The 19,854-nt window shown below is 60.7% G+C and carries 18 protein-coding genes; 14 read left to right on the top strand and 4 right to left on the bottom strand.

The genetic code is table 11. From position 1 onward, the window contains the following. Nucleotides 1-37 precede the first annotated feature (37 nt). Genes HX803_RS18570 through HX803_RS18605 form a run of 8 tightly spaced genes read left to right on the top strand, consistent with a single transcriptional unit; the run spans nucleotide 38 to nucleotide 9,004 of the window. Nucleotides 38-169 carry a type VI secretion protein gene (locus HX803_RS18570; protein ID WP_178922396.1) on the top strand — a complete coding sequence of 44 codons (132 nt, stop codon included), beginning with the start codon at nucleotides 38-40 and terminating at the stop codon, nucleotides 167-169. Nucleotides 170-184: 15 nt separating this feature from the next. Next, on the top strand, nucleotides 185-1,363 hold the full coding sequence (gene tagH / locus HX803_RS18575; RefSeq protein ID WP_178922398.1) for a type VI secretion system-associated FHA domain protein TagH: 1,179 nt from the start codon (nucleotides 185-187) through the stop codon (nucleotides 1,361-1,363). Continuing rightward, the gene (gene tssJ / locus HX803_RS18580) at nucleotides 1,360-1,854 is read left to right on the top strand and encodes a type VI secretion system lipoprotein TssJ (RefSeq protein ID WP_372339924.1); all 495 of its coding nucleotides are present in this window, start codon (nucleotides 1,360-1,362) and stop codon (nucleotides 1,852-1,854) included. Before tagH ends, tssJ begins: the two co-directional genes overlap by 4 nt. A 1-nt stretch (nucleotide 1,855) precedes the next feature. Beyond that, complete coding sequence (tssK, locus tag HX803_RS18585; protein ID WP_178922402.1) at nucleotides 1,856-3,184, top strand: type VI secretion system baseplate subunit TssK; 1,329 nt, start codon at nucleotides 1,856-1,858, stop codon at nucleotides 3,182-3,184. A gap of 5 nt (nucleotides 3,185-3,189) precedes the next feature. Then, a complete protein-coding gene (icmH, locus tag HX803_RS18590) occupies nucleotides 3,190-4,056 on the top strand; it encodes a type IVB secretion system protein IcmH/DotU (RefSeq protein WP_178922404.1) in 867 nt (288 codons plus the stop codon). Nucleotides 4,057-4,071: 15 nt separating this feature from the next. After that, a complete protein-coding gene (tssM, locus tag HX803_RS18595) occupies nucleotides 4,072-7,455 on the top strand; it encodes a type VI secretion system membrane subunit TssM (RefSeq protein WP_178922406.1) in 3,384 nt (1,127 codons plus the stop codon). After that, the gene (locus tag HX803_RS18600) at nucleotides 7,452-8,168 is read left to right on the top strand and encodes a PP2C family serine/threonine-protein phosphatase (protein WP_178922408.1); all 717 of its coding nucleotides are present in this window, start codon (nucleotides 7,452-7,454) and stop codon (nucleotides 8,166-8,168) included. Before tssM ends, HX803_RS18600 begins: the two co-directional genes overlap by 4 nt. Then, nucleotides 8,165-9,004, top strand: a complete 840-nt coding sequence (locus HX803_RS18605) for a serine/threonine-protein kinase (RefSeq protein ID WP_178922410.1) — start codon at nucleotides 8,165-8,167, stop codon at nucleotides 9,002-9,004. Before HX803_RS18600 ends, HX803_RS18605 begins: the two co-directional genes overlap by 4 nt. Here HX803_RS18605 and HX803_RS18610 read toward each other — a convergent pair. Next, nucleotides 8,997-9,329, bottom strand: coding sequence for a DUF6388 family protein (locus tag HX803_RS18610; protein WP_178922418.1), 333 nt, complete (start codon nucleotides 9,327-9,329; stop codon nucleotides 8,997-8,999). The genes HX803_RS18605 and HX803_RS18610 overlap by 8 nt on opposite strands. A 268-nt stretch (nucleotides 9,330-9,597) precedes the next feature. Between HX803_RS18610 and HX803_RS18615 the strand changes: the two genes are divergently transcribed. Beyond that, nucleotides 9,598-11,670 (top strand): PTS sugar transporter subunit IIC/EAL domain-containing protein, encoded by a 2,073-nt coding sequence (locus HX803_RS18615; RefSeq protein ID WP_178922420.1) that lies wholly within the window; start codon nucleotides 9,598-9,600, stop codon nucleotides 11,668-11,670. On the opposite strand, the gene HX803_RS18620 is transcribed toward HX803_RS18615, so the two are convergent. From HX803_RS18620 to HX803_RS18630, 3 genes are read right to left on the bottom strand one after another with little or no spacing between them, the layout of a single operon-like run. Further along, entirely contained in the window at nucleotides 11,667-12,515 is an 849-nt protein-coding gene (locus HX803_RS18620) for a metal-dependent hydrolase (RefSeq protein WP_178922422.1), read from the bottom strand. The two genes, HX803_RS18615 and HX803_RS18620, sit on opposite strands and share 4 nt — an antisense overlap. Nucleotides 12,516-12,530: 15 nt before the next feature. After that, nucleotides 12,531-13,421, bottom strand: a complete 891-nt coding sequence (locus HX803_RS18625) for an SDR family oxidoreductase (RefSeq protein ID WP_178922424.1) — start codon at nucleotides 13,419-13,421, stop codon at nucleotides 12,531-12,533. Continuing rightward, the gene (locus HX803_RS18630) at nucleotides 13,418-14,956 is read right to left on the bottom strand and encodes an NAD(P)/FAD-dependent oxidoreductase (protein ID WP_178922426.1); all 1,539 of its coding nucleotides are present in this window, start codon (nucleotides 14,954-14,956) and stop codon (nucleotides 13,418-13,420) included. Before HX803_RS18630 ends, HX803_RS18625 begins: the two co-directional genes overlap by 4 nt. 277 nt (nucleotides 14,957-15,233) lie before the next feature. Between HX803_RS18630 and HX803_RS18635 the strand changes: the two genes are divergently transcribed. The 5 genes from HX803_RS18635 (at nucleotide 15,234) to praB (HX803_RS18655) (ending at nucleotide 19,761) form a co-directional block, all read left to right on the top strand. Continuing rightward, the gene (locus HX803_RS18635) at nucleotides 15,234-16,232 is read left to right on the top strand and encodes an alpha/beta fold hydrolase (protein ID WP_178922428.1); all 999 of its coding nucleotides are present in this window, start codon (nucleotides 15,234-15,236) and stop codon (nucleotides 16,230-16,232) included. 318 nt (nucleotides 16,233-16,550) lie between these two features. Continuing rightward, nucleotides 16,551-17,831, top strand: coding sequence for an alkane 1-monooxygenase (locus HX803_RS18640; protein ID WP_178922430.1), 1,281 nt, complete (start codon nucleotides 16,551-16,553; stop codon nucleotides 17,829-17,831). Between the two features lie 133 nt (nucleotides 17,832-17,964). Then, complete coding sequence (gene praA / locus HX803_RS18645; protein ID WP_176995769.1) at nucleotides 17,965-18,459, top strand: alkane oxidation protein activator PraA; 495 nt, start codon at nucleotides 17,965-17,967, stop codon at nucleotides 18,457-18,459. Between the two features lie 136 nt (nucleotides 18,460-18,595). After that, nucleotides 18,596-19,102, top strand: coding sequence for an alkane oxidation protein activator PraB (praB, locus tag HX803_RS18650; RefSeq protein WP_178922432.1), 507 nt, complete (start codon nucleotides 18,596-18,598; stop codon nucleotides 19,100-19,102). 140 nt (nucleotides 19,103-19,242) lie between these two features. Continuing rightward, nucleotides 19,243-19,761 carry an alkane oxidation protein activator PraB gene (gene praB, locus HX803_RS18655; RefSeq protein ID WP_178922434.1) on the top strand — a complete coding sequence of 173 codons (519 nt, stop codon included), beginning with the start codon at nucleotides 19,243-19,245 and terminating at the stop codon, nucleotides 19,759-19,761. Nucleotides 19,762-19,854: the final 93 nt, after the last annotated feature.

Raw genomic sequence — 19,854 nt, forward strand, 5'->3', positions numbered from 1 at the left:
TCGCGCGCTGACGCCCTACCTTCCCTGGAGAAACCTGATGTTTGATCGCCTGTGGCAAGCCTTGATGCTTGTGCTGTGTCTGTTGGCCGGTTGTAACGCCAATTATGTGTTTGATGATGCTGACTATCGTCCTTTGGGTGACCCCCAGGCGACTCGTCGTGGCCAATGATGGGGGAGACCTGCCATGCAACTCGTGTTTGAACTGTGTGATGCCGCTACCGGCGAGCCCCCCTTGCGCAAGGTGTTTGAGAGCACCGGCGGGGTGATCGGTCGTGGTGCCGGTTGCGACTGGGTTATCCCTGACGCCAGCCGGCTTCTGTCCAGTCACCATGCCCTGATCAGCTACCGTGACGGGCAGTATTTCCTGACCGATATCAGCCGCAACGGCATCCGGTTGATCGGTACCGATACACCGCTGCACAAAGGCCAGGCCCACCTGATCGTCGAAGGTGAAGTCTTCCTGCTGGGGTCGTTATCGATACGCGCCAGTCTGGTCGTGCAGGCTGCGCGGACTGGCCCGCAATTGCCCGCCTTCAGAGGCATCATCCCGGACGATGCCTACCTGGATCCGCTCGATGCTTTGGTGCATGGGCAGTCGCCTGAGGCAACGTTGGAACGACCGTCTGTGTTCAAAGACCCTGCGGGTGTGCCTGATCCATGGGCATGCCGTGACTCAGTGGAGCGAGACCATCTGGTTGTGCCAAGCCGGGCTGCGCCCTGTGCAGAGGCCCTCCCTGTGAAGCCCGTTGCATGCACGGCTTCGGACGACTCGGCGTTCTGGGCACGCTTCGGCGAGGCGCTGGGTATCTGCCTGGATACGCTCGATGCGTCGGGTCGCGAAGCGTTGGCGATCAAGGTCGCAGGTCTGCTCAGGCAGTCGGTGGATGGGCTGCAGCAAAGCCTGCGCACCCACGATGAACTCAAACATGAGTTCAACCTGGGGGAGGCCGGTCGCTTGGTCAAAAGCCAGAACCCGTTGAAAGACAGTGTGGACGTTCAAGGTGCTATCAGCGCTTTGCTGGGAGCAGGTGAGTTGGGCCAGTTGCCGGCTGAATTGGCCATTGCTCAAGTGTATCGGGACATACAGGTGCATCAGGTCGCTATGCTGGTGGCCTGTCGAACGGTGGCGCGCAACACGCTGGTGGCATTCTCACCGGGGCATTTGCTGCTCTGCTTCGAGCGCGTGGGCAAGTCTCCCAGGTTTGCTGTTGACGGAGCGCATTGGCGTGCCTATCGACGTCATTATCAACAGCGTATGGAAGACGACGCCCAGGGCGAACATCAACTGCGAGCGGATTTCGCTCGGGCCTACGACGAGCAGGTGCGCCTGGTTTCAACGCTTTATGCGGGGTACCCGGGATGATGATCGCAACACGTGCCACGGCCATTTCAATACCGCTTGTACTGGGCTTGCTCGTAGGCTGCAGCAGCGTTTCGCCGTTGTCGACGGTGACCAAGCTGGAGCTGGTATTGACGGCCAGTGAACAGCTCAACCCCGATCTTCATGGGCGCCCCTCCCCTGTGGTGGTGCAACTGCTTGAACTGACCCATCCGGTGGCATTCGAGCACGCGGATTTTTTCAGCCTCTACGGTCGTGGCGAGCGCGCGTTATCCAAGGATTGGGTGAGCAGCGAGGAGCTGGAACTGCGCCCTGGGGAACGTCAGGTATTAAAACTCAAGGTCGAGCCACAGAGCCGGTACGTAGGGGTGCTGGCTGCCTACCGTGACCTGCCCCATGTGCAATGGCGGTTTGTGGTGCCCCTGGCTCCGCGACAATTGACCCGTAGCCATCTGTTACTTGACCAGGCCGGAATACGCGCCGTCAGCCCGCACCCTAGCCAGGGGGAGAACTGACATGCAGGTTCATAAGGTTATCTGGCGTGAAGGCATGCTGCTGCGGCCCCAGCACTTGCAACACAACGATCGTTATTATGACCAACAGCTCAACCGTACGCGCTTGCTTGACAGCAACGCATGGGGGTTCCTGAGCCTGGACGTCGACTTGCAGTACCTCAATCTGGGCAAATTCGTGGTTAACGGGGCCCGCGGGGTATTACCGGATGGCAGCCTGTTCGAGTTGGGTGGGCCCATGGAACCGCTCGTACTGGAAGTCCCCGTCAACGCCGCCAGCCAGGGCATCTACCTCGCACTCAGGCTCGCCGCCAGCAGTCAGGTTGAGACCCGCACACGGGAGCAGCCCGAGGTGCAGGCACGTTACGTCGCCTGCGAAGCGGAAGTAGGGGATTCGAATGCCGGTGCAGACTCCCGCTGCCAGATCCATTGCGCCCGGCCGGACCTGCGCCTGGTGCTCGGTGAGCAACGCAGCGAAAACACCTACGTGACGCTCCAGATTGCTCAGTTGCTGAGTTCAAGTATCGAAGGGGGCATTACCCTGGATACCGATTTCTCGCCGACTTTCATCTACCTGCAGGAGGCGGGCTACGTGGCGTCCTGCCTCAAGGAGGTGATCAGCTTGCTGGCGAGTCGGGGCGATGCGATTGCCGAAAGGATTCGTGGGAACGATGGCGCAACCGGTGCACAAGTGGGGGATTTCCTGATGCTGCAGTTGATCAACCGCAGCGAGCCGGTGTTGCGTCACTACCTGGCCCAAGCGCAAGTACGCCCGGAGGGGGTGTACCGTGAACTGTTGTCGGTCCTGGGCGAGTTGTCGACCTTTGCCAGCGAGAGCAAGCGCGTGCACCTCGACATGCGCTACCAGCACAGCGACCAGGGGGCGAGCTTTCGTGCGGTGATGGGCGGCCTGCGTGCCGCGCTGTCGATAGTGCTGGAGCAGCACGCGATCGAGTTGGCGCTGCAGCAGCGTCAATACGGTGTGATGGTGTGCCCGATCAGCGACATCACGCTACTGGGCACTGCGACGTTCATCCTGGTGGCGGCGGCCCCGTGTGATGGAGACGTGCTCCGGTATCGTTTACCGGCCCACCTGAAGATCGGCCCCGTGGAGCGGATACGCGAGCTGGTCAACTTGCAACTGGCGGGCATCAAGGTGCGGCCACTGCCGGTGGCGCCACGCCAGATGCCGTTTCATGCAGGCAAAACCTATTTCATGCTTGAACTCAGCGCGTCTGACGTCACGCGATTGGAACAGTCGGGTGGCTTTGCCTTCCACGTGAGTGGCGAGTTCACTGAGTTGGAGCTCAGCTTCTGGGCTATCAGGAATTGAATACGATGAACAAGGACAGTGAATACCCCTCCGACGAAAAAACCGTGCTGCTTGACCGCGAGGTGGACGGGCCGCCACAGGGGCCGGTGACAGACTTCGTTTCCACCCCCCGGTTCGAGCAGTTGGAAGACCGGATGATCTATACCGCCACTTGGCAGGGTGCACGGCCTTGCAAAGTGGGGCCTAACACGCTGGTATCAGCCGCCTGGGAGGTGCTGTGTGAAGTGATCCGGCTCAAGCTCAGTACCGGTCGGGAAAACCTGCTGTCCCTCAATGACCGCCTGGGTGCATGCATTGCCCGCTTCGAAACCTGTGCCTTGAATGAGGGCATCGAGAGCAGCCAGGTGATGTGCGCACGTTACGTGTTATGCAGCGTGCTGGATGAGGGGGTGGTCACCACGGCATGGGGCAATCACAGCGACTGGTCGAAGGTCAGCCTGCTGAGCCGGTTTCACCACGAGACGTTTGGTGGAGAAAAGTTTTTCGAGGTACTGGATCGCCTGTCACGGGATCCGGTCAAGCACCTGGCAACCCTGGAGCTTCTGTACCTGTGCCTGGCGTTGGGGTTCGAAGGCAAATACAGGGTGATGACGCGAGGAGGGGAGCAGCTTGAGGCGATTCGGGATGCCTTGTATCGACAGATCAGGCATGTGCGTGGCGACCCGCCGCCTCTCTTCACGGCGCCACCCTCGGCAGGCGCTCCGCGCCGCAGGCGACTGCCTGTTGTTTCGGCCACCGGGTGCGCCGTGTGTGGCCTGGTCGTAGTGCTGGCGATGTATTCGGGAGCCGCCTGGGTATTGGGGCAACAGCGCGACGACATACTGCAACGCTATCAATCTTCAGCGCCGGTTTTGACGCGCGCGACTCAGTAACGCAGGGAATATTCAATGAACGCATTCTTCAAGGGCGCGGGCACCGTGCTGCGCAAGCGTTGGGCATGGAGCCTGCTGCTGGTGCTTTCGATGGCCTGTATGGTCTGGTTCCTCGGGCCACTGCTGGCCGTGGATGACCACCGGTTCTGGAAAAGCCCAACGGCCCGACTGTCGACGATCAGCCTGTTGTTTCTGCTGTGGGGCCTGGCGATGGTGATTGCCAGCGCGCGTCACACCGTTCGGCAGGGTAAACCTGAGCACCAGGCGCGAAACAGGCATCAAGGTCTTGTGGAGAACGAACGCAGGCACGTACGCGGGCGTTTCAAGGAGGCCCTGCATACCCTGAAAACCACTCACCGTTATGCGGGTCGAGGCACAGGATGGCGTCGCGATTTGCCCTGGTACTTGCTGATCGGCCAGCAGGGGAGTGGCAAGTCCAGCCTGTTGGCCGCCAGCGGCTTGCAATCGCCGCTGGATCGCAGAGAGCCGGCAACCCCTCAGGGTACGGCCTTCTGTGACTGGTATTTCGCCGACCAGGGTGTGCTGGTGGAAACCGCTGGACGTTACTTGAGCCAACTCGACAGCCCGGTAGATGCTGCGGGCTGGGCGACCTTGCTGGGCCTGTGCAAGGCCAGGCGCCGGACTCGACCGCTCAATGGCGTGGTTGTGACAGTGTCGATCGAGACCTTGCTGGGCAGCAACGCGCACGACCTGAACCTGCATGCCCGGCAGGTTCATTCCCGACTACAGGACATCCAGCAGGTGTTGCATGTCGACGTACCGATCTATCTGGTCCTGACCCAGGCAGACCACCTGCCGGGATACGCCGAATTCTTCGATACGCCTCTGAACGAGGGGGCCGACGGCGTATTGGGTGCGCCTGTGGTGATCGGCAAGGCTGGGGCCGACGTCGGTGTGGTGCGCCAGGCATTCGAGGCGTTGGTGCAGCGCTTGAGCGGTGAATTGATCACGCGATTGCACCAGGAGCGCAGCACGGAGCGTCGCGCTCGGATTCTGGATTTCCCACTGCAGTTGGCGCAAATCGGTGAGCGTTTGTGCCAGTTCATCGAATTGGCGTTCTGCGCCCATCGTTATCAGCGCATCAACGGGCTGCGCGGTTTTTACCTGAGCAGCGCTGCTGAACGTCGCCCTCCCTTCGGGCAGGGCCTGTTCGCCCGGATGATTTTTGCCGAGGCGGATCTTGCGGGGCTTCAGAGGCCAGAGTTGCGCCGCCTGCGCCGACGCCAGGGAACCCTGGCGATTACGGCTGTTCTCGTCGTGGGCCTCGCCGCCGGGCTGTGGTGGCACAGCTACTCGGCCAATCATCAGCGGCTTGAACAACTGGCCTTTCTGGCCGAGGCTTCGACTCCGGCGCAACCCGGTGCGGACGAAACCCTGGCGCTGCTGCCCTTGCTGGACAACCGCCTGGCATCCACGCGGGTGTTTGCGCTTGCGGCGGACACGCACTGGATTGAACGGGCTGGCTTGTACCAGGGAGAGGCCACGCGGGCGCCGTTGGTCAGGGCCTATGAAGAGGCGTTGCTGCAACTGTTTTTGTCCCAGGTGACCCGTCTCCTCGAAGCCCAGGTGCGCACGAGCCTTGGCAACCGCGAACACTTGCTGGACAACCTGCGTGCGTACCTGATGCTCAGCCTGCCCGCACGCCGTGATACGGGATGGTTGGCGCAACGCATGGCGGGGCATTGGTCCTTGCGCCATGCGGGTGAGCCGGCGGTACAGGCGCGTTTGAATGAACATTTCAGTCGCCTGCTCGATCATCCTTTCGCTGCCCGGTTGGATGAAGACCTGATAGCTCAGGCACGCCAAGCGCTGCGGGGCGAGTCGCTGGCGGAGGTGGTCTATCGCGTGCTGCGCGAACAATCGCGCAACCTGGAGCCGTATCGCCTCGCAGATGGCCGTGTGTTCGAGGGGCTCGATCCCCCCATTCCCGGGTTCTACGGCAAACGGTACCTGCAGTATTTCGAGAAGCAAGGTCCCCGGCTGGTCAATGCGATTGCTCAGGACAATTGGGTATTGGGAGAGGCCACCGATCTCAGTGCGATGGACCTGCGCCGCTTGATGGTCGAGTTACAGCAACGCTACTTCAGTGAATATGCCGACGCCTGGGCCAATGCCCTGGGCGGTATCCGCTTGCGCAGCACCGAGGACCTCAAGCAGGGCGCCGAGCAGTTGGCGAACCTGACCTCGGCGCAGTCACCGCTGGTGCTGATGTTGCAGCAGATTCTTGAAAATACGCGTTTGCTGCCTGGCAACGCCACGCTGGAGACTTTGACCCACGACGCGGGCGGGGCGCTCGGCACGGCGATACAGTCGAGGGTACCCGAGGCGCTGCTTGGTCAGCTGCCCTTGGCCGGCCCTGATGATGCCGCGCGGCGGGCATTGCAGCGCCGTTTCGAACCTCTGCATCAGCTGCTGGATGACCAGCAGAACCCGGGTGCCGAGTTGACCCAGGTGCTACGCCAGCTCGACGCTTTGCACCTGCAGCTGGCAGCCCTGGACAGAGAGGGATCACCCGAGCAGGCCGCCTTCCAGCTTGCCAAACGGCGCATGGAGGGGCAGCAGGACGCATCGAGTCAGTTGCGTAACGCTACGACACGCCTGCCGCTTCCGATCAAGGGTTGGCTCGAAGGCATTGCCGACGACAGTTGGCGCCATCTGCTCGATGACGCCTATGTGTATGTAAACCAGCGCTATCAAGGCGAGGTGTACGGCCTTTATGCCAAGGCAATCCGGCAGCGATACCCGTTTAATGCCCACGCCGCCAGTGACGTGGCACTGAGCGATTTTCAGGAGTTTTTCAAACCCCAGGGCGTTCTGGCGCGGTTCCACGACGCTTACTTGAAGCCATTTGTAGGCATCGACGCCAACCGCTATCGCTTGCGCGGGCTGGAGGGCCGCAGCCTGCCGATGTCGCGCTCGCTGCTGGAACAGTTGACCAAGGCACATACCGTCCGCCGCAGCTTTTTCAGCGGGGACCAGGGGGAGTGGGCGGTTCGTTTCACACTGGCGCCCTACAGCCTGGACCAGGCTGTCAGCCGTGCGACCCTGCGGGTTGGCGACCAGCAACTGGAGTACCGTCATGGGCCAATCATGCCATTGGCACTGGCCTGGCCCTATGAGGCTGAAAATGGCCGCAGCAGCCTGGTGCTTGAGCGGGAAGCCGAGCAACCCCTGGGCATCGAGAAAAACAGCGGCGCCTGGTCGTTGTTTCGATTCTTTGAATTGATGCAGAGCGAGCCGGCGAACGGTCGGGATACGCAAATACTCAAGGCGGACCTTGCCGGTTTGCGTGCCAACTACCTATTGGTCAGCCAGCGCACGCCCAGCCCATTCCAGATGGATGCCTGGCGCACCTTCCGTTTGCCGGAGCAACTATGAATGCGCACGAACAGGCCTGGCACAGTGCTGCACGCACTGAGCAAGGCAAGGGGCGGGCGCGCAACGAAGATGCGTTCCTTGACCGTGGGCAAAGCGGTTGTTGGGCGGTGGCGGATGGAATGGGAGGGCATGGGGCCGGGCATGTGGCCAGTCGCTCGGTGGTCGACAGCCTTGCTGCGCTGCCCGGCGAGGGCAATCTTGACCAACGGATAGACGCTGTCCGACGGTGTTTGCAACGGTTGAACCGGCGCCTGAGCGACTGCGACGCGCACGATGTCATGGGCAGCACCGTGATGGTGTTGTTGCTCGATGACCGTCGTGCTGCGTGCCTGTGGGCGGGGGATAGCCGTTGCTACCTGTGGCGTGGGCAACGCCTGTACCAGTTGTCGCAGGACCACTCCCTGCTGCGCCAATTGATGGAAGAGCAACGGATGAGCCAAGAGCAGGCCCAGGCCCATCCAGATGCCAGGGCCCTGACCCGCGCTGTGGGGGCAGGGCACTCGTTGCGTCTTGAGGTGCTGGAGCTCAGCACCCGGCCGGGTGATGTGTTTCTACTGTGCAGCGATGGCGTTTACCAGGGGCTTAGCCATGCTGAACTGGGCAACGCCCTGGGCAGGGGCACGCCGCACCAGGTGCTGGATCAGTTGTTTGCAGCCGCCTTGCGCGGGCCTTGTCGGGACGACCTGACGGCCGTGGTGGTGCAGCCGCGATGACGGCTGCCGAGACACCGGCGCTGCTGGCTGGGCGTTACTACCTGGAACGTGTATTGGGCTCGGGCGGGATGGGGGTGGTTTACCGCGCGCGCGACCTGTTGCACGAACAGTTTGGTGAGCCAAACTCGGCGGTGGCCCTCAAGGTGTTGGGCGAGCCCCTCTCCCAGGTGCCCGACGCACCTGCATTGCTCTACAGTGAATTTGCCCTGACGCGTGGGTTGCTGCACCCGCATGTCGTGCGGGTGTTTTCGTTTGAAGTCGACACCCGCAACCAAACCGCATTTTTCACCATGGAATTGATGCACGGGCTCACACTCGACCAACTGTTGAAGGAACGTTCAGGCGGCCTGCCCTGGCAAGCCTTGCAACCGATCGCAGTGCAATTGCTCGATGCGTTGGCCTATGTCCATCGACAAGGCGTACTGCATGGCGATGTAAAACCGGTGAACATCATGATGGGCGAAGGCGGGGTGCGTTTGTTCGATTTTGGCCTCGGCCATTGCCAGGCGCAGGCCGAGGCCGGGTTGCCGTGTTTGAGCCGTGATCGCCTCAACGCCTGGACCCCGGCCTACGCGGCCCCGGAGTTGCTGGCCGGAAGTGCCTTGACGGCCAGTGCCGACCTGTATGCCGTTGCCTGTGTGTTGTTCGAGTTGGCCCACGGCAAGCGCCTGGGCGAGCGTGGCCCGGCCGAGCGGCTGTCCCGGCCCCGGCAATTGCCCAGGCATTGCTGGGCTGCGTTACGTTCGGCATTGGCCGTGGACCCCGGGCAACGAACCCTCTGTGTGGCGGAGCTGGGAGAGGCCATGGCACGTTCCGGGCGGCGCTGGTTCAGGTAGCGGGCAGGTCATGCAATTGGCAGTATTCGGCCCAACTCAAGCCGGCCATCTGTGCGACTTCCCTGTGCACTTCAAGGCGTTGGGCCTCGAAGGCGTGTGGCGATTCCGCGGTGAGCTTGAGAGTCAGCTCCCAGGCGAACAACCCCTGGCTCTCGGCTTCGGCTTCAAAGGCTTCATGCAGGCGTTCGGCACGGTAGTGTGCCAGGGTTTCGCCTTTGGCCTGGGCGGCCAAGGGGTTCAGCGAGTCCAGTTCGGTGGCAACGTCCGGGTGCTCTTTAAGGAATCTGTCGAGGGCCAGTTGGTGGTTATCGCCAGGTGGGGTCAAAGGTAGGCTCCAAGTAGTGTTAAGGGCATTGTTTAAGCGCTGGATGATGCCTGTTGAGGTTAGCCCACGAAGCGCCGCGAATCACGAAATCTGAAGAGGGGCAGCCCCCAGGCCCTGAGGCGGGCAACCAAACAGGCGTCGGTTATTGAAAAATTGCCTGTGGCGCGGCAAAAGCCTTTCGCTCCCGGTGCCAGGACGTGTAGCGTTACCCAGGATTTGCGGGGGGAGTGCCTGATGGGGCACAGAGCGATGGGCAGAGGGATGGGTCATGGCGAAAACGCTGTTCAAACTGTTCCTGACTCAGCGCCTGGCGGCCTTGGCCAGCACGGAGTCGCTGCGCGCTATCCGTGAGGGGCTGTTGTGGATCTTGCCCTGCCTGCTGGTGTCGGCCGGTTTTCTGATCCTGTCCGAGTGCGCCAAGGTCCTGGGTTTCGACCCGCAGGTGGTGGCGTTCCTGGCCGGGTTGCACAACCAGATCAGTTCGGTGATTCCGCTGCTGGTGGCGGCTTCGATTGGCTACATGCTCGCGATTCAACACCGCCTGCCGCAGTTGCCGGTCGCCTTTCTGTGCCTGGCCCATGTGGTGGTCGCCACCTTTGTATTGCGTGAATACCCCCGGGCCTCGGCCACCTTCGTGTTGTTTATCGCCATTGCCTCGCCGCTGATCAATGTGCCGGCGGTTGCCTGGCTGCACCGCTTTCGCTGGACCCGCCTGGTCAACGAAGACCTGGTAGGGCACAACTTGCGGGGCACCATCAACATGGTGGTGCCGGGTGCGATCACCGCGTTGTGCCTGGTGATGGTGTTGTCGATGCTGTTGCAGATTCCGTATGTGGCGCAACTGCAGGGGCCGCAGGTGCTTGATGCGCTGCAAGCGCCCTATGGCAGTGGTTTGTTCGTGACCCTGATGAACTCGCTGCTGTGGTTTTTTGGCATCCACGGCGTGTATGCCATGCAGCCGTTGTTCGATGTGCTGGACCAGGCCGTGGTGCTCAACGGTGCGTCGTTGGCGGCGGGTGAGCCGATCAAGTACCTGCTCAACAGTGGCCTGCTGGGCTGTTTCGCCTTCATTGGTGGCTCGGGCGGCGCGTTGTGCCTGTTGCTGGCGATCCTGCTGTTTTCAAAGAGCCAATCCATGCGCCTGATGGCGATGGCCAGCCTGCCGCTGTCGTTGTTCAACGTCAGCGAAGTGCTGCTGTTTGGCTTGCCGATCATCCTGAACCCGCGGTTGTTCATCCCGTTTCTGTTGGTGCCGGCGATCAACGCCATGGTGGCGCTGACGGTGGTGCAGTTGGGCTGGGTGTCGCCTGCGGTGGCAAGTGTACCGTTCACCGCGCCGGTGTTGCTAAACGCGTATTTGAGCACTCATGGGGACGTGGCTGCGGTGGTGCTGCAAATGGCGCTCCTGGGCGTCGGCACGTTGGTTTACGCCCCCTACGTTAGAGCGATCCACCGCCAATCCACCGAAGGCGGCACGGTGTACCTCAAGTCACTGGACATGACCTTCCGCGGTCTCGAAGAGAAAGGTCGCCTGTTGGAATTGGACCCGGTGTTGGCGTCCCACAAGACCCTGGCGCGCCAGGCGGTGGAGCTGAGCCGCATCCAGCAGATCAGCGATTACGAGTTCTACCTCGAATTCCAGCCTCAGGTTTCCACGCGTACTGGCCTGTGCACCGGCTGCGAAGCGTTGATGCGTGCCCGTGACAACCAGGGCACGGTGCACTCACCCTGGGAGTTCCTGCAATGGCTGGCCCAGGCCCGGTTGATGCCCGATGTGGATGTGTGGGTGGCGTCCCAGGCGGTGCGCCAATACCAGAAGTGGCAGAAGATCGGCTTTGCCTTGCCGATGACCATCAATATCTCCAGCGCCACCCTGACGGACGCCGCTTATGGGGATCGCCTGGTGGAAATCCTCACCCAGGCCCACGGCCAAGTGTCGGTAGAAATCACCGAAGACGCGCTGGTCAGCGACATCCAGGTCACGCGCCGGACCATCCAGAAACTGCAGGCGATTGGCGCCAAGGTGTATATCGATGACTTTGGCACTGGGTTCTCCGCCTTGAGCTACTTGCACCAGTTTCCGGTGGACTTCATCAAGATCGACCGCAGCTTTGTGGTGGCCCAGCACGACCCCAAGGGCGCCCAGGTGCTCACCGGCATGCTGCGCTTTTGTGAGGCGCTGAACCTGGGCGTGGTGGTCGAGGGCGTGGAGACGGCCGAGCAGTTGGCGTTCCTCAATACCGGCACTGAGCTCTTCATCCAGGGCTGGTATTTCAGCAAGGCACTGCCCGGCGATCAGTTGCAGGGGTTTGTGCGTGCGCGTGCGGCGGCGCAGGCTTAGGCCTGGGCCGCCGCGTAGTCGCGCTGGGTCTGTTCGATTTCTTCGACCAGCCCATCGATGCGCGCCAGGCGTGCGCGGTTGTCGTGGTCCCACGGGTGAAAGCCCGGTTTGAAGTAGTGCAGCCAGGGGCGCAGCATGCGTGGGAACACGCCTTTGGGGCCATACAGGAACTTGAGCATGCGCCAGAAGCCCTTCAGAAACCCGACCGATTTGCGGTCGGCAATCAACAAACGCACGTGAAAGTCGAACACCACCAGCCAGAAGAACACCGTGGTGGTCAGCATGGTGCCGGTGCGCAGCAGATAGCGCTTTGGCCCGGGCGCGATCACCGTGTTCCACACATCGAAGGCCACGGCTTTGTGCTCGGTTTCTTCGAGGGCATGCCAGTACCACATTTGCTGGTAGCCCTTGAGCGAATCGCCGAAACGCGACGGGTCGCTGAGCAGGATTTCCGCGAGCATGGCGGTGTAGTGCTCAAGGGCGATGGTCACCGCCAGGTTGAACGACGGCGGCAGGTGTTTTTTCTGCAGGTCGAGGATGAACTTGAGGCGCCGGTCCAGGGTGTGCGCCGGCAAGCCCGCCGCTTGCAGCAGGTCGTTGTAGGCCACGTGTTCGCGGCTGTGCATGGCCTCCTGGCCGATGAAACCCTGAATCTCCTTTTTCAATTGCGGGTCGTCGATGCGCTGGCGGTAGTGGCGCACGCTGTCCATGAAAAACAGCTCGCCCTGGGGAAACAACAGTGACAAGGCGTTGAAGAAATGCGTGATGAACGGGCCCTGTTCGTGCCAGTTCTTGATGCGCTCGGCGGGCAAGGCAAAACGAATATCGCGACGGATCGGCAGCATGGTGCGTGCTCCTGTTCAGAGACGGGGTTCGTCGTTGGTTTCAAACACCGGCGTGCGTTGTTTGGGCGCCATGCGCTTGCTGGCGAACACCACCAGGGCTTGATACGCAGCGGGCAGGCAACGGGCGAGCAGGTCGAGGAAATAGGCATCGCGGCCGATCAACACGCGGCGTTTGTTTTTGCGCACGCCTTGCAGGATGACCTTGGCGGCTCTGTCGGCATCGGTGATGAACAGCTTTTCGAAGTCGGCGCGGGCCTGTTGCTCGCTGTGGATCAGAAACCCGGTCATGTTCGCGTCGATACGGCTGCTGCGACAGATATCGGTGCGAATGCCACCGGGGTGTACGCAGGTGGCCGAGACACCGCTGCGTTGCAGGTCGAGTTCCTGGCGCAGGGATTCGGTGAAGCCGCGCACGGCAAACTTGGTGGCGTTGTAGCCGCTCATGCCCGGTTGGGCGAACAGCCCGAACACGCTGGAGGTGTTGACCACATGGCCTTCGCCACTGGCTTTAAGGTAGGGCAGGAACGCCTTGGTACCGTGCACCACCCCCCAGAAATTGATGCCGACGATCCATTCGAGGTCGGCGTACTCCACACCTTCCACGGTACTCGACAGCGCCACGCCAGCATTGTTGAAGATCAGGTTGACGCGACCGTGGTCGGCCACACAGCGTGTGGCCCAGGTTTCCATGGCCTGGCGATCGGACACGTCCAGCACCTGGGTGGTGATGGTGACCGGCGACAGCGTCGAGGTCTTGATCAAGTCGAGTGTCTGCTCCAGCCCCTGGCTGTTCTTGTCGGCCAGGGCCAGGTGGCAACCTTCCCGCGCCAGGGCCAATGCCAGGGCACGGCCCATGCCGGACGCCGCACCGGTAATCGCCGCCACGCGGCCGTTGAATGACTTCATGACAGGCTGCCTTCTGTGGTGGAGTGGGGCGCCGGGGCAGGGCGTGGGGCTGGGCTGACGGGCAGCAGGTCTGCCACATAGTCTTTGAGCGCGAACTGCCGGGTGACCTGTTTGAAGCGCCAGGTGGAGCCGGGCCACAGGGTGGTGTTCTTCCCGGTGCGCGGGTCGAGGTACCAGCTCTGGCAACCCCCGGTGTTCCAGATGGTGCGCTTGAGTTTGTCTTGCAGTTGCCGGTTGTAGGCCAGCTCAACGGCGGGTTTGACGTCCACGGTGGCGATGCGGTGCCGCTGCATCTGCTGCAGTGCATCGAGGATGTAGGTGACTTGGGCTTCGATCATCAAGATCATCGAGTTGTGCCCCAGGCCCGTGTTGGGGCCGACGATCAGGAACAGGTTCGGGTACCCCGGCACCGTGGTGCCTTTATAGGCATGGGCGCCGTCGTGCCAGGTGTCCATCAGGTCGATACCGTCGCGCCCGATGATGCAGTCCCGGGGCAGTGGGTCGGTGGCCTGGAAGCCGGTGCCGAAGATCAGGCAATCGGCCGGGTGCTTGATGCCATCGGCGGTAATCACGCCATCGGCCTCGATGCGCAGTACCTTGTCGGTCACCACCTCCACATTGCTGCGCGAGAGGGCCGGGTAATAGTCGTTGGAGATCAGCACGCGTTTGCAGCCGATGGTGTAGTCCGGCGTCAGGGTCTTGCGCAGGGAAGGGCGGGCCACCTGTTTATGCAGATGGCGTTGGGCAATCTTTTGCACCATTTTCATCAGGCGAGGGTGCAGGGCAAAGCCCACCACACGGCCTTCCAACGCCCAATAGAAAGCGCCGCGCACCAGGCGCTGGGTGAACGGCAGGTGTTTGAAAGCCCAGCGTTCAAAAGACGAAATCGGCCGGTCGGGCTTGGGCATGATCCAAGGCGGCGTGCGCTGGAACAGGTCCAGGTGCGCCACCTGCGGTGCAATCTGCGGCACGAACTGGATAGCGCTGGCACCAGTGCCGATCACCGCCACGCGTTTGCCTTTCAGTGAATAGTCATGGTCCCACTGCTGGGAATGGAAGCGCTTGCCCTTGAAGGTGTCGAGCCCCGGAATATCCGGCAGTGCCGGGCGCGACAGCCCGCCCATGCCCGACACCAGCACCCGCGCACTGACCTGGCGGCCATTGTTGAAGGTCAGTTGCCAACGCTGTTGCAGCTCATCGAACACCGCGCGCTGCAAGCCCATGCCGAAACGCAGGAAGGGTGCCAGCCCGAAACGCGCCGCACATTGCTCAAGGTAGGCGCGGATCTCCGCCTGCGGTGCGAACTGCCGGGTCCAGTTCGGGTTGGGCGCAAACGAAAACGAATACACGTGGGATTGCACGTCGCAGGCACAACCTGGGTAGTGGTTGTCTCGCCACGTGCCGCCGAGGCTGTCGGCCTGTTCGGCAATGAAGAAGTCGGTGAGGCCGGCTTCCTTGAGTTTGATCGCCATGCACAGGCCGGCAAAGCCTGAGCCGATGATGGCGATGTCGATTGAATCACTGTGGGCATTCATAGGCTGTCCTTCGTGGGCATCAGATGTGCTCCTGTTTTTTGTTTTGTCTTTTAGATAGAACACCATTGCAAAGAAAAATTGAATTATTTATTTTAAAAAAGATTTTAAATAATCTACCTGAAAATATCGCCTACGCTAGGACCTTGTTCCGCATGTGCGACTTGTCCGACGGACGAGCACGGTATGCATGAAGTTTAGGTCCAGGGTGTGGACGATGGCTGAGGCCTTGATCAATACCGATCAGGTCGCCAGCAGCAGGGAAGCAGAGGACCGAGCTATGGCTGTTGAATGGGTTATTGCTGCGGCTGTGTTGATAGGCGCGAGCGCCGTGTTGTGGGGCTTCAGTGCCTGGATGACACGGCGCATCGAAGCGGCTGTTGCGATCAACGGGCGTTTCGTCGAGGTCGATGGCGAGCGTTTTCATTATGTAGAAGAGGGCAAGGGCCCACCGCTGGTGATGATCCACGGGCTGATGGGCAGCAGTCGCAACCTGACGTATGCCTTGTCTGCCCAATTGCGCGAGCACTTCCGGGTGATCACGCTGGATCGTCCGGGCTCCGGCTATTCCACCCGGCATGCCGGCACGGCGGCGGACCTGCCCGCCCAGGCCCGGCAAATCGCCGCGTTCATCAAGACACTGGACCTGGACAAACCGCTGGTATTGGGACACTCCCTCGGTGGGGCAATCTCCTTGGCGCTGGCGCTTGATCACCCGCACGCCGTTTCCGGGTTGGTCCTGGTGGCGCCGCTGACTCACCCCCAGCGCATGCTCCCGCTGGTGTTCCTGTCTCTGGCGGTGCGCCCGGCCTGGCTACGGCGCTGGATGTCCCACACCTTGACCATGCCCGTCGGGCTGCTGACTAAAGGTTCGGTGGTCAAGGGCGTGTTCGCCCCCGATGCCGCGCCCGCCGACTTCGCCACCCGGGGTGGCGGGTTGCTCGGAATGCGGCCTGACAACTTCTATGCCGCCTCCACCGAGATCAACCTGGTCAACGATGCCTTGCCCGAGATGGTCAAGCGCTACCCCCAATTGACCCTGCCGATCGGCCTGATCTATGGGGCAAAAGACCGGGTGCTGGATTTCCAGAAACACGGCCAGGCCCTGGCCAGCAAGGTGCCAGGGTTGAAGATGCAGGTGGTGGAAGGGCGTGGGCATATGTTGCCGATCACTGCCACAGAGCGCGTCGCCGCGCTGGTGCAGCAGGTGGCCAAGCGTGCTCGGCCGCCTGAAAGCGCCACGGTGTTGCACCCGCCGTTTGCGTTGGCGAGTAAATAATTTTGTGGTTCGGTTCGCGGTTCAACGGCGTCGATGCCTGCTTTAGACACCTGACCAAACGGCTGAAAAAGAGACTGTTCGGTCACGTGAAAAAGGCTCCGAAAAAGTAGTTGACGACCTAACGATTCCGCGCTATTTATTTAAAAAAATTATTTGAATGTCTTATTTGAAATAATTTTTGAAATGCCTAAGAGCGAATAAAATAATGAAAAAAACGTCTTTTATCGCATGGTTGATTTCTCGGGGCAGTCAGCGCTCCGTGTACCTGTTTACTGCTCACATTCATTCCCTGCCAACCCGCTGCGTACGGTGGCTGCCATGAACCAGACCCTGGCCGCACCGCACGTCTGGACCGACGGCAAACGTCACCTCTGGTGGCTTGGCATCATGCCCCTGGCAACCCCGTTGCTCTCCGGCGCTCTGGCAATCACCACCGGCGTACAGCAACTGTGGTGGGTTGGTGTGCTGGTGATCTTCGGCTTGATCCCCTTGATCGATGGCCTGCTGGGCGAAGACGTCAGCAACCCGCCCGAGTCCGCCGTCAGCAACCTCGAATCCCAACGCTACTACCGCTGGATCGTCTACACCGGTGTGCTGTTCGTCATCTCTTCGGTGGTGATCACTGGCTGGTTGGCGGCAGGCGGCATCGACTGGATCATCAACGGTGGCCTGCTGCACGCCACGGCTGCGCTCGATCCTGCCAGCTGGGGGGCGAAAACCGCCGCCTTCATTACCGCCCGCACCGAACTGCACGGCGAAATCAGTTGGTTCACCTATCTGGGCATGGCCATGTCCACCGGAGCGGCTACGGGGATTGCCATCAACACTGCCCATGAACTGGGCCACAAGCCCAACCCGCTGGAAGTGTTCCTGGCCAAGGTCACCCTGGCGCCTACTTTCTACGGACACTTCTACACCGAACACAACCGGGGTCATCACGTACGTGTGGCCACGCCGGAAGATCCTGCCAGCTCGCGCCTGGGTGAGAGTTTCTGGGCGTTCCTGCCACGCTCGGTATGGTTCAGCGCACGCTCGGCCTGGAACCTGGAGCGCGAACGCCTGCGCAAACTCGGCCTGCCGGCCCTGCACTGGAAGAACGCCGTGCTCACCGCCTGGATGTACAGCGTGGTGTTGTGGGGCGCGATGATCCTGTGGCTGGGGGCGGCGGTGATTCCGTTCCTGATCATCCAGGGCATCTACGGTTTCTCGCTGCTGGAAGTGGTCAACTATGTCGAGCACTACGGTCTCAAACGCCAGAAGTTGCCCAACGGTCGTTATGAACGTTGTTCGCCACGGCACTCCTGGAACAGCAACCGTATTGTCACCAATATCTTCCTGTTCCAACTGCAGCGGCACTCTGATCACCACGCAAACCCGACACGCAGTTATCAGTCGCTGCGTCACTTTGATGAATCGCCACAACTGCCGTATGGCTACGCGAGCATGATTGTCTGGGCCTATGTGCCGTACTTGTGGCGACGTCGCATGGACCACCGGGTGCTTAACCATTATGCCGGCGATATCACCCTGACCAATCTTCAGCCGTCACAACGTTTGAAGTACCTGGAGAAATACGGCAACAGCGCCAGGCCGTTCTGATGTGAATTTAAAAGTTGTGGGCGTACTCGGGGTCTGTGTATCGCGCAGGTCTCTTACGCCCAAGGTTTACCGGTTTCGTGGCAAGCAAGTTGTTTGACCCTACAACAATAATTTCAAGGGAAGGACGTACACCATGCAAAACCCTGCCAAGTTCACCACGCACATTGTATTGGCCGCCCTGGGCCTGATCGTTTACCACCAGGCCCAGGCTGCCCGTATCGAACCGGCCGGCAGTGCCTTCACCGCCCAGGGGCCGATCAGCTTTTCCAAGGGTGCCCTGATCAGCGCCGACTGCACCATCAAAGTAGCCGGCAAAGTGGCGGCCGATGGCTCATCGGTCAATGTCGATAAAGTTGAATTCGACGGTGGCCTTAAGTGCAGCCGGGTCGAAGCCACCAACTTGCCGTGGATATTAGTGGCCAAAGATACCAAGAGCGGTTCCATGTCGAAGATCAGCGTAGATGTTCACGCCTTCGGCCTGGGCGGCAAGTGCGGCCCTTCCACCGCTGACGGTACGTGGGATAACGCCACCGGCAAGTTGGAAGCGGCCAATGTACCGATTGGCGAAGACTGCAAGATCAAGACGGTGTCGATCAAGATGCCGCCTAACTTCAAAGTTGTCGAATAAGACTGTCCGACTGTTGTAAGCGGTAATTGAATTGAGATTTGGCTGGAAAGGGAAGTTCTGCAGTTTCACCGTGACCTCTCGATCATGGCCATTACCCCTGGCGAAATGAATTCGCCATAACATGTGAGGAAAAACAATGAAAAGCTTGAAAACTCTCGTGTCGTTGACTGCTTTGGCTGTTTGCATGGGCGCTGCTTCCATGGCTTCCGCACAAAGTTTCAGCCCCGCTAACCAGTCGTTCACGACTAACTCGGGTGGCACGATTACAGTCAAGTCACCTTCTTCATTTGGTGCAGCGGTAACTTGTAATATCTCGTTCACCGGTAAAGTGCGTGCCGATGGTTCGGCGGCAGATATTACTGCTGCTACTGTCAGCGGCTCTAACCAACTCTGCTCCCTGCCTCACCTGACCAACTTGCCATGGGTGCTGTCGCCAGCCGGCACCGTGACCAATGTGGGTTACACCATTGCAGCCATTCCGCCACTGATCCCTGCCACCAACTGCGGTCCATCCACTATTGCCGTGGCGCTGTCCAACGTGACCGGTGGCGCAGCACTGAGCGCTACCAACCAACCGCTCTCGGGTAGCTGCACCGTGGTCACCCTGAGTGTCACCGCTCCAGGCGTCAGCATCGTTCCTTGATAGACGTACTCCGTAAAAAGGGCTGATCACCCGTTGCAGGGCAGGCGCCTCTGATGAGGCGCCTGTTTACGGCAGATGAGTTGGGCCTACGAGCTGAGGCTCCTGGCGAAATGGATCGCCATGAATGTGAGGAAGGAATAATGAAGCGCTTGAATGCCTTCGTTTTTATCGGCTCATTGGCGCTGTGCTTCGGTACTGCATCGATGGCCCATGCTGGAGTTTTCAGCCCTGGGGGAGTGGCATTTACCTCCAGTCCGGGCGGCACCGTTACGATCAAATCGCCCAGTACGTTTGGTGCGCCGATTACCTGCAATATTCAATTGTCCGGCCTGGTGCGCGGTGATGGTTCAGCTGCCGACGTTCTCAGCGCAACCCTTTCGGGCAGCAATGCTTTGTGCAGGCTGCCAACCCTGAATAACTTGCCTTGGGTGCTGACGCCTCCCGCTTCATCGGGTGGCACCGGAGGCCTGGCTAACGTGGGTTACACCATTGCGGCCAGTTCTCTTCCTGCTACGAATTGCGGCCCTTCATCGATTGTCGGTGTGTTGGCCAATGGCGCAGGCGGCGTCGACCTCTCTGCAGCGAACCAGCCGCTTTCCGGCTTTTGCACGGTGGTTTCGCTGAGTGCTCATATTCCCAACATCACCATTGTTCCTTGAGGTGCGTGTCGCACGGTAAGGAGTGTTTTTGCCTTTTAAAAGGCAAGCCAAGTCGCAAGACGAGCCGGCTGGGGCCGGTTCAGTGAGATAACA

This window comes from Pseudomonas sp. P7548, assembly GCF_013386585.1.
Lineage (GTDB): Bacteria > Pseudomonadota > Gammaproteobacteria > Pseudomonadales > Pseudomonadaceae > Aquipseudomonas.

What these genes read in the sequence shown, in the direction of transcription:
- HX803_RS18615 (WP_178922420.1), top strand. Translation starts at nt 9,598, where the DNA reads ATGGCGAAAACGCTGTTCAAACTGTTCCTGACTCAGCGCCTGGCGGCC.
- praB (WP_178922434.1), top strand. Translation starts at nt 19,243, where the DNA reads ATGAAGCGCTTGAATGCCTTCGTTTTTATCGGCTCATTGGCGCTGTGC.
- HX803_RS18570 (WP_178922396.1), top strand. Translation starts at nt 38, where the DNA reads ATGTTTGATCGCCTGTGGCAAGCCTTGATGCTTGTGCTGTGTCTGTTG.
- icmH (WP_178922404.1), top strand. Translation starts at nt 3,190, where the DNA reads ATGAACAAGGACAGTGAATACCCCTCCGACGAAAAAACCGTGCTGCTT.
- praA (WP_176995769.1), top strand. Translation starts at nt 17,965, where the DNA reads ATGCAAAACCCTGCCAAGTTCACCACGCACATTGTATTGGCCGCCCTG.
- HX803_RS18625 (WP_178922424.1), bottom strand. Translation starts at nt 13,421, where the DNA reads ATGAAGTCATTCAACGGCCGCGTGGCGGCGATTACCGGTGCGGCGTCC.
- HX803_RS18620 (WP_178922422.1), bottom strand. Translation starts at nt 12,515, where the DNA reads ATGCTGCCGATCCGTCGCGATATTCGTTTTGCCTTGCCCGCCGAGCGC.
- tssJ (WP_372339924.1), top strand. Translation starts at nt 1,360, where the DNA reads ATGATGATCGCAACACGTGCCACGGCCATTTCAATACCGCTTGTACTG.
- HX803_RS18640 (WP_178922430.1), top strand. Translation starts at nt 16,551, where the DNA reads ATGAACCAGACCCTGGCCGCACCGCACGTCTGGACCGACGGCAAACGT.
- tagH (WP_178922398.1), top strand. Translation starts at nt 185, where the DNA reads ATGCAACTCGTGTTTGAACTGTGTGATGCCGCTACCGGCGAGCCCCCC.
- HX803_RS18630 (WP_178922426.1), bottom strand. Translation starts at nt 14,956, where the DNA reads ATGAATGCCCACAGTGATTCAATCGACATCGCCATCATCGGCTCAGGC.
- HX803_RS18600 (WP_178922408.1), top strand. Translation starts at nt 7,452, where the DNA reads ATGAATGCGCACGAACAGGCCTGGCACAGTGCTGCACGCACTGAGCAA.
- praB (WP_178922432.1), top strand. Translation starts at nt 18,596, where the DNA reads ATGAAAAGCTTGAAAACTCTCGTGTCGTTGACTGCTTTGGCTGTTTGC.
- HX803_RS18605 (WP_178922410.1), top strand. Translation starts at nt 8,165, where the DNA reads ATGACGGCTGCCGAGACACCGGCGCTGCTGGCTGGGCGTTACTACCTG.
- HX803_RS18635 (WP_178922428.1), top strand. Translation starts at nt 15,234, where the DNA reads ATGGCTGTTGAATGGGTTATTGCTGCGGCTGTGTTGATAGGCGCGAGC.
- tssM (WP_178922406.1), top strand. Translation starts at nt 4,072, where the DNA reads ATGAACGCATTCTTCAAGGGCGCGGGCACCGTGCTGCGCAAGCGTTGG.
- tssK (WP_178922402.1), top strand. Translation starts at nt 1,856, where the DNA reads ATGCAGGTTCATAAGGTTATCTGGCGTGAAGGCATGCTGCTGCGGCCC.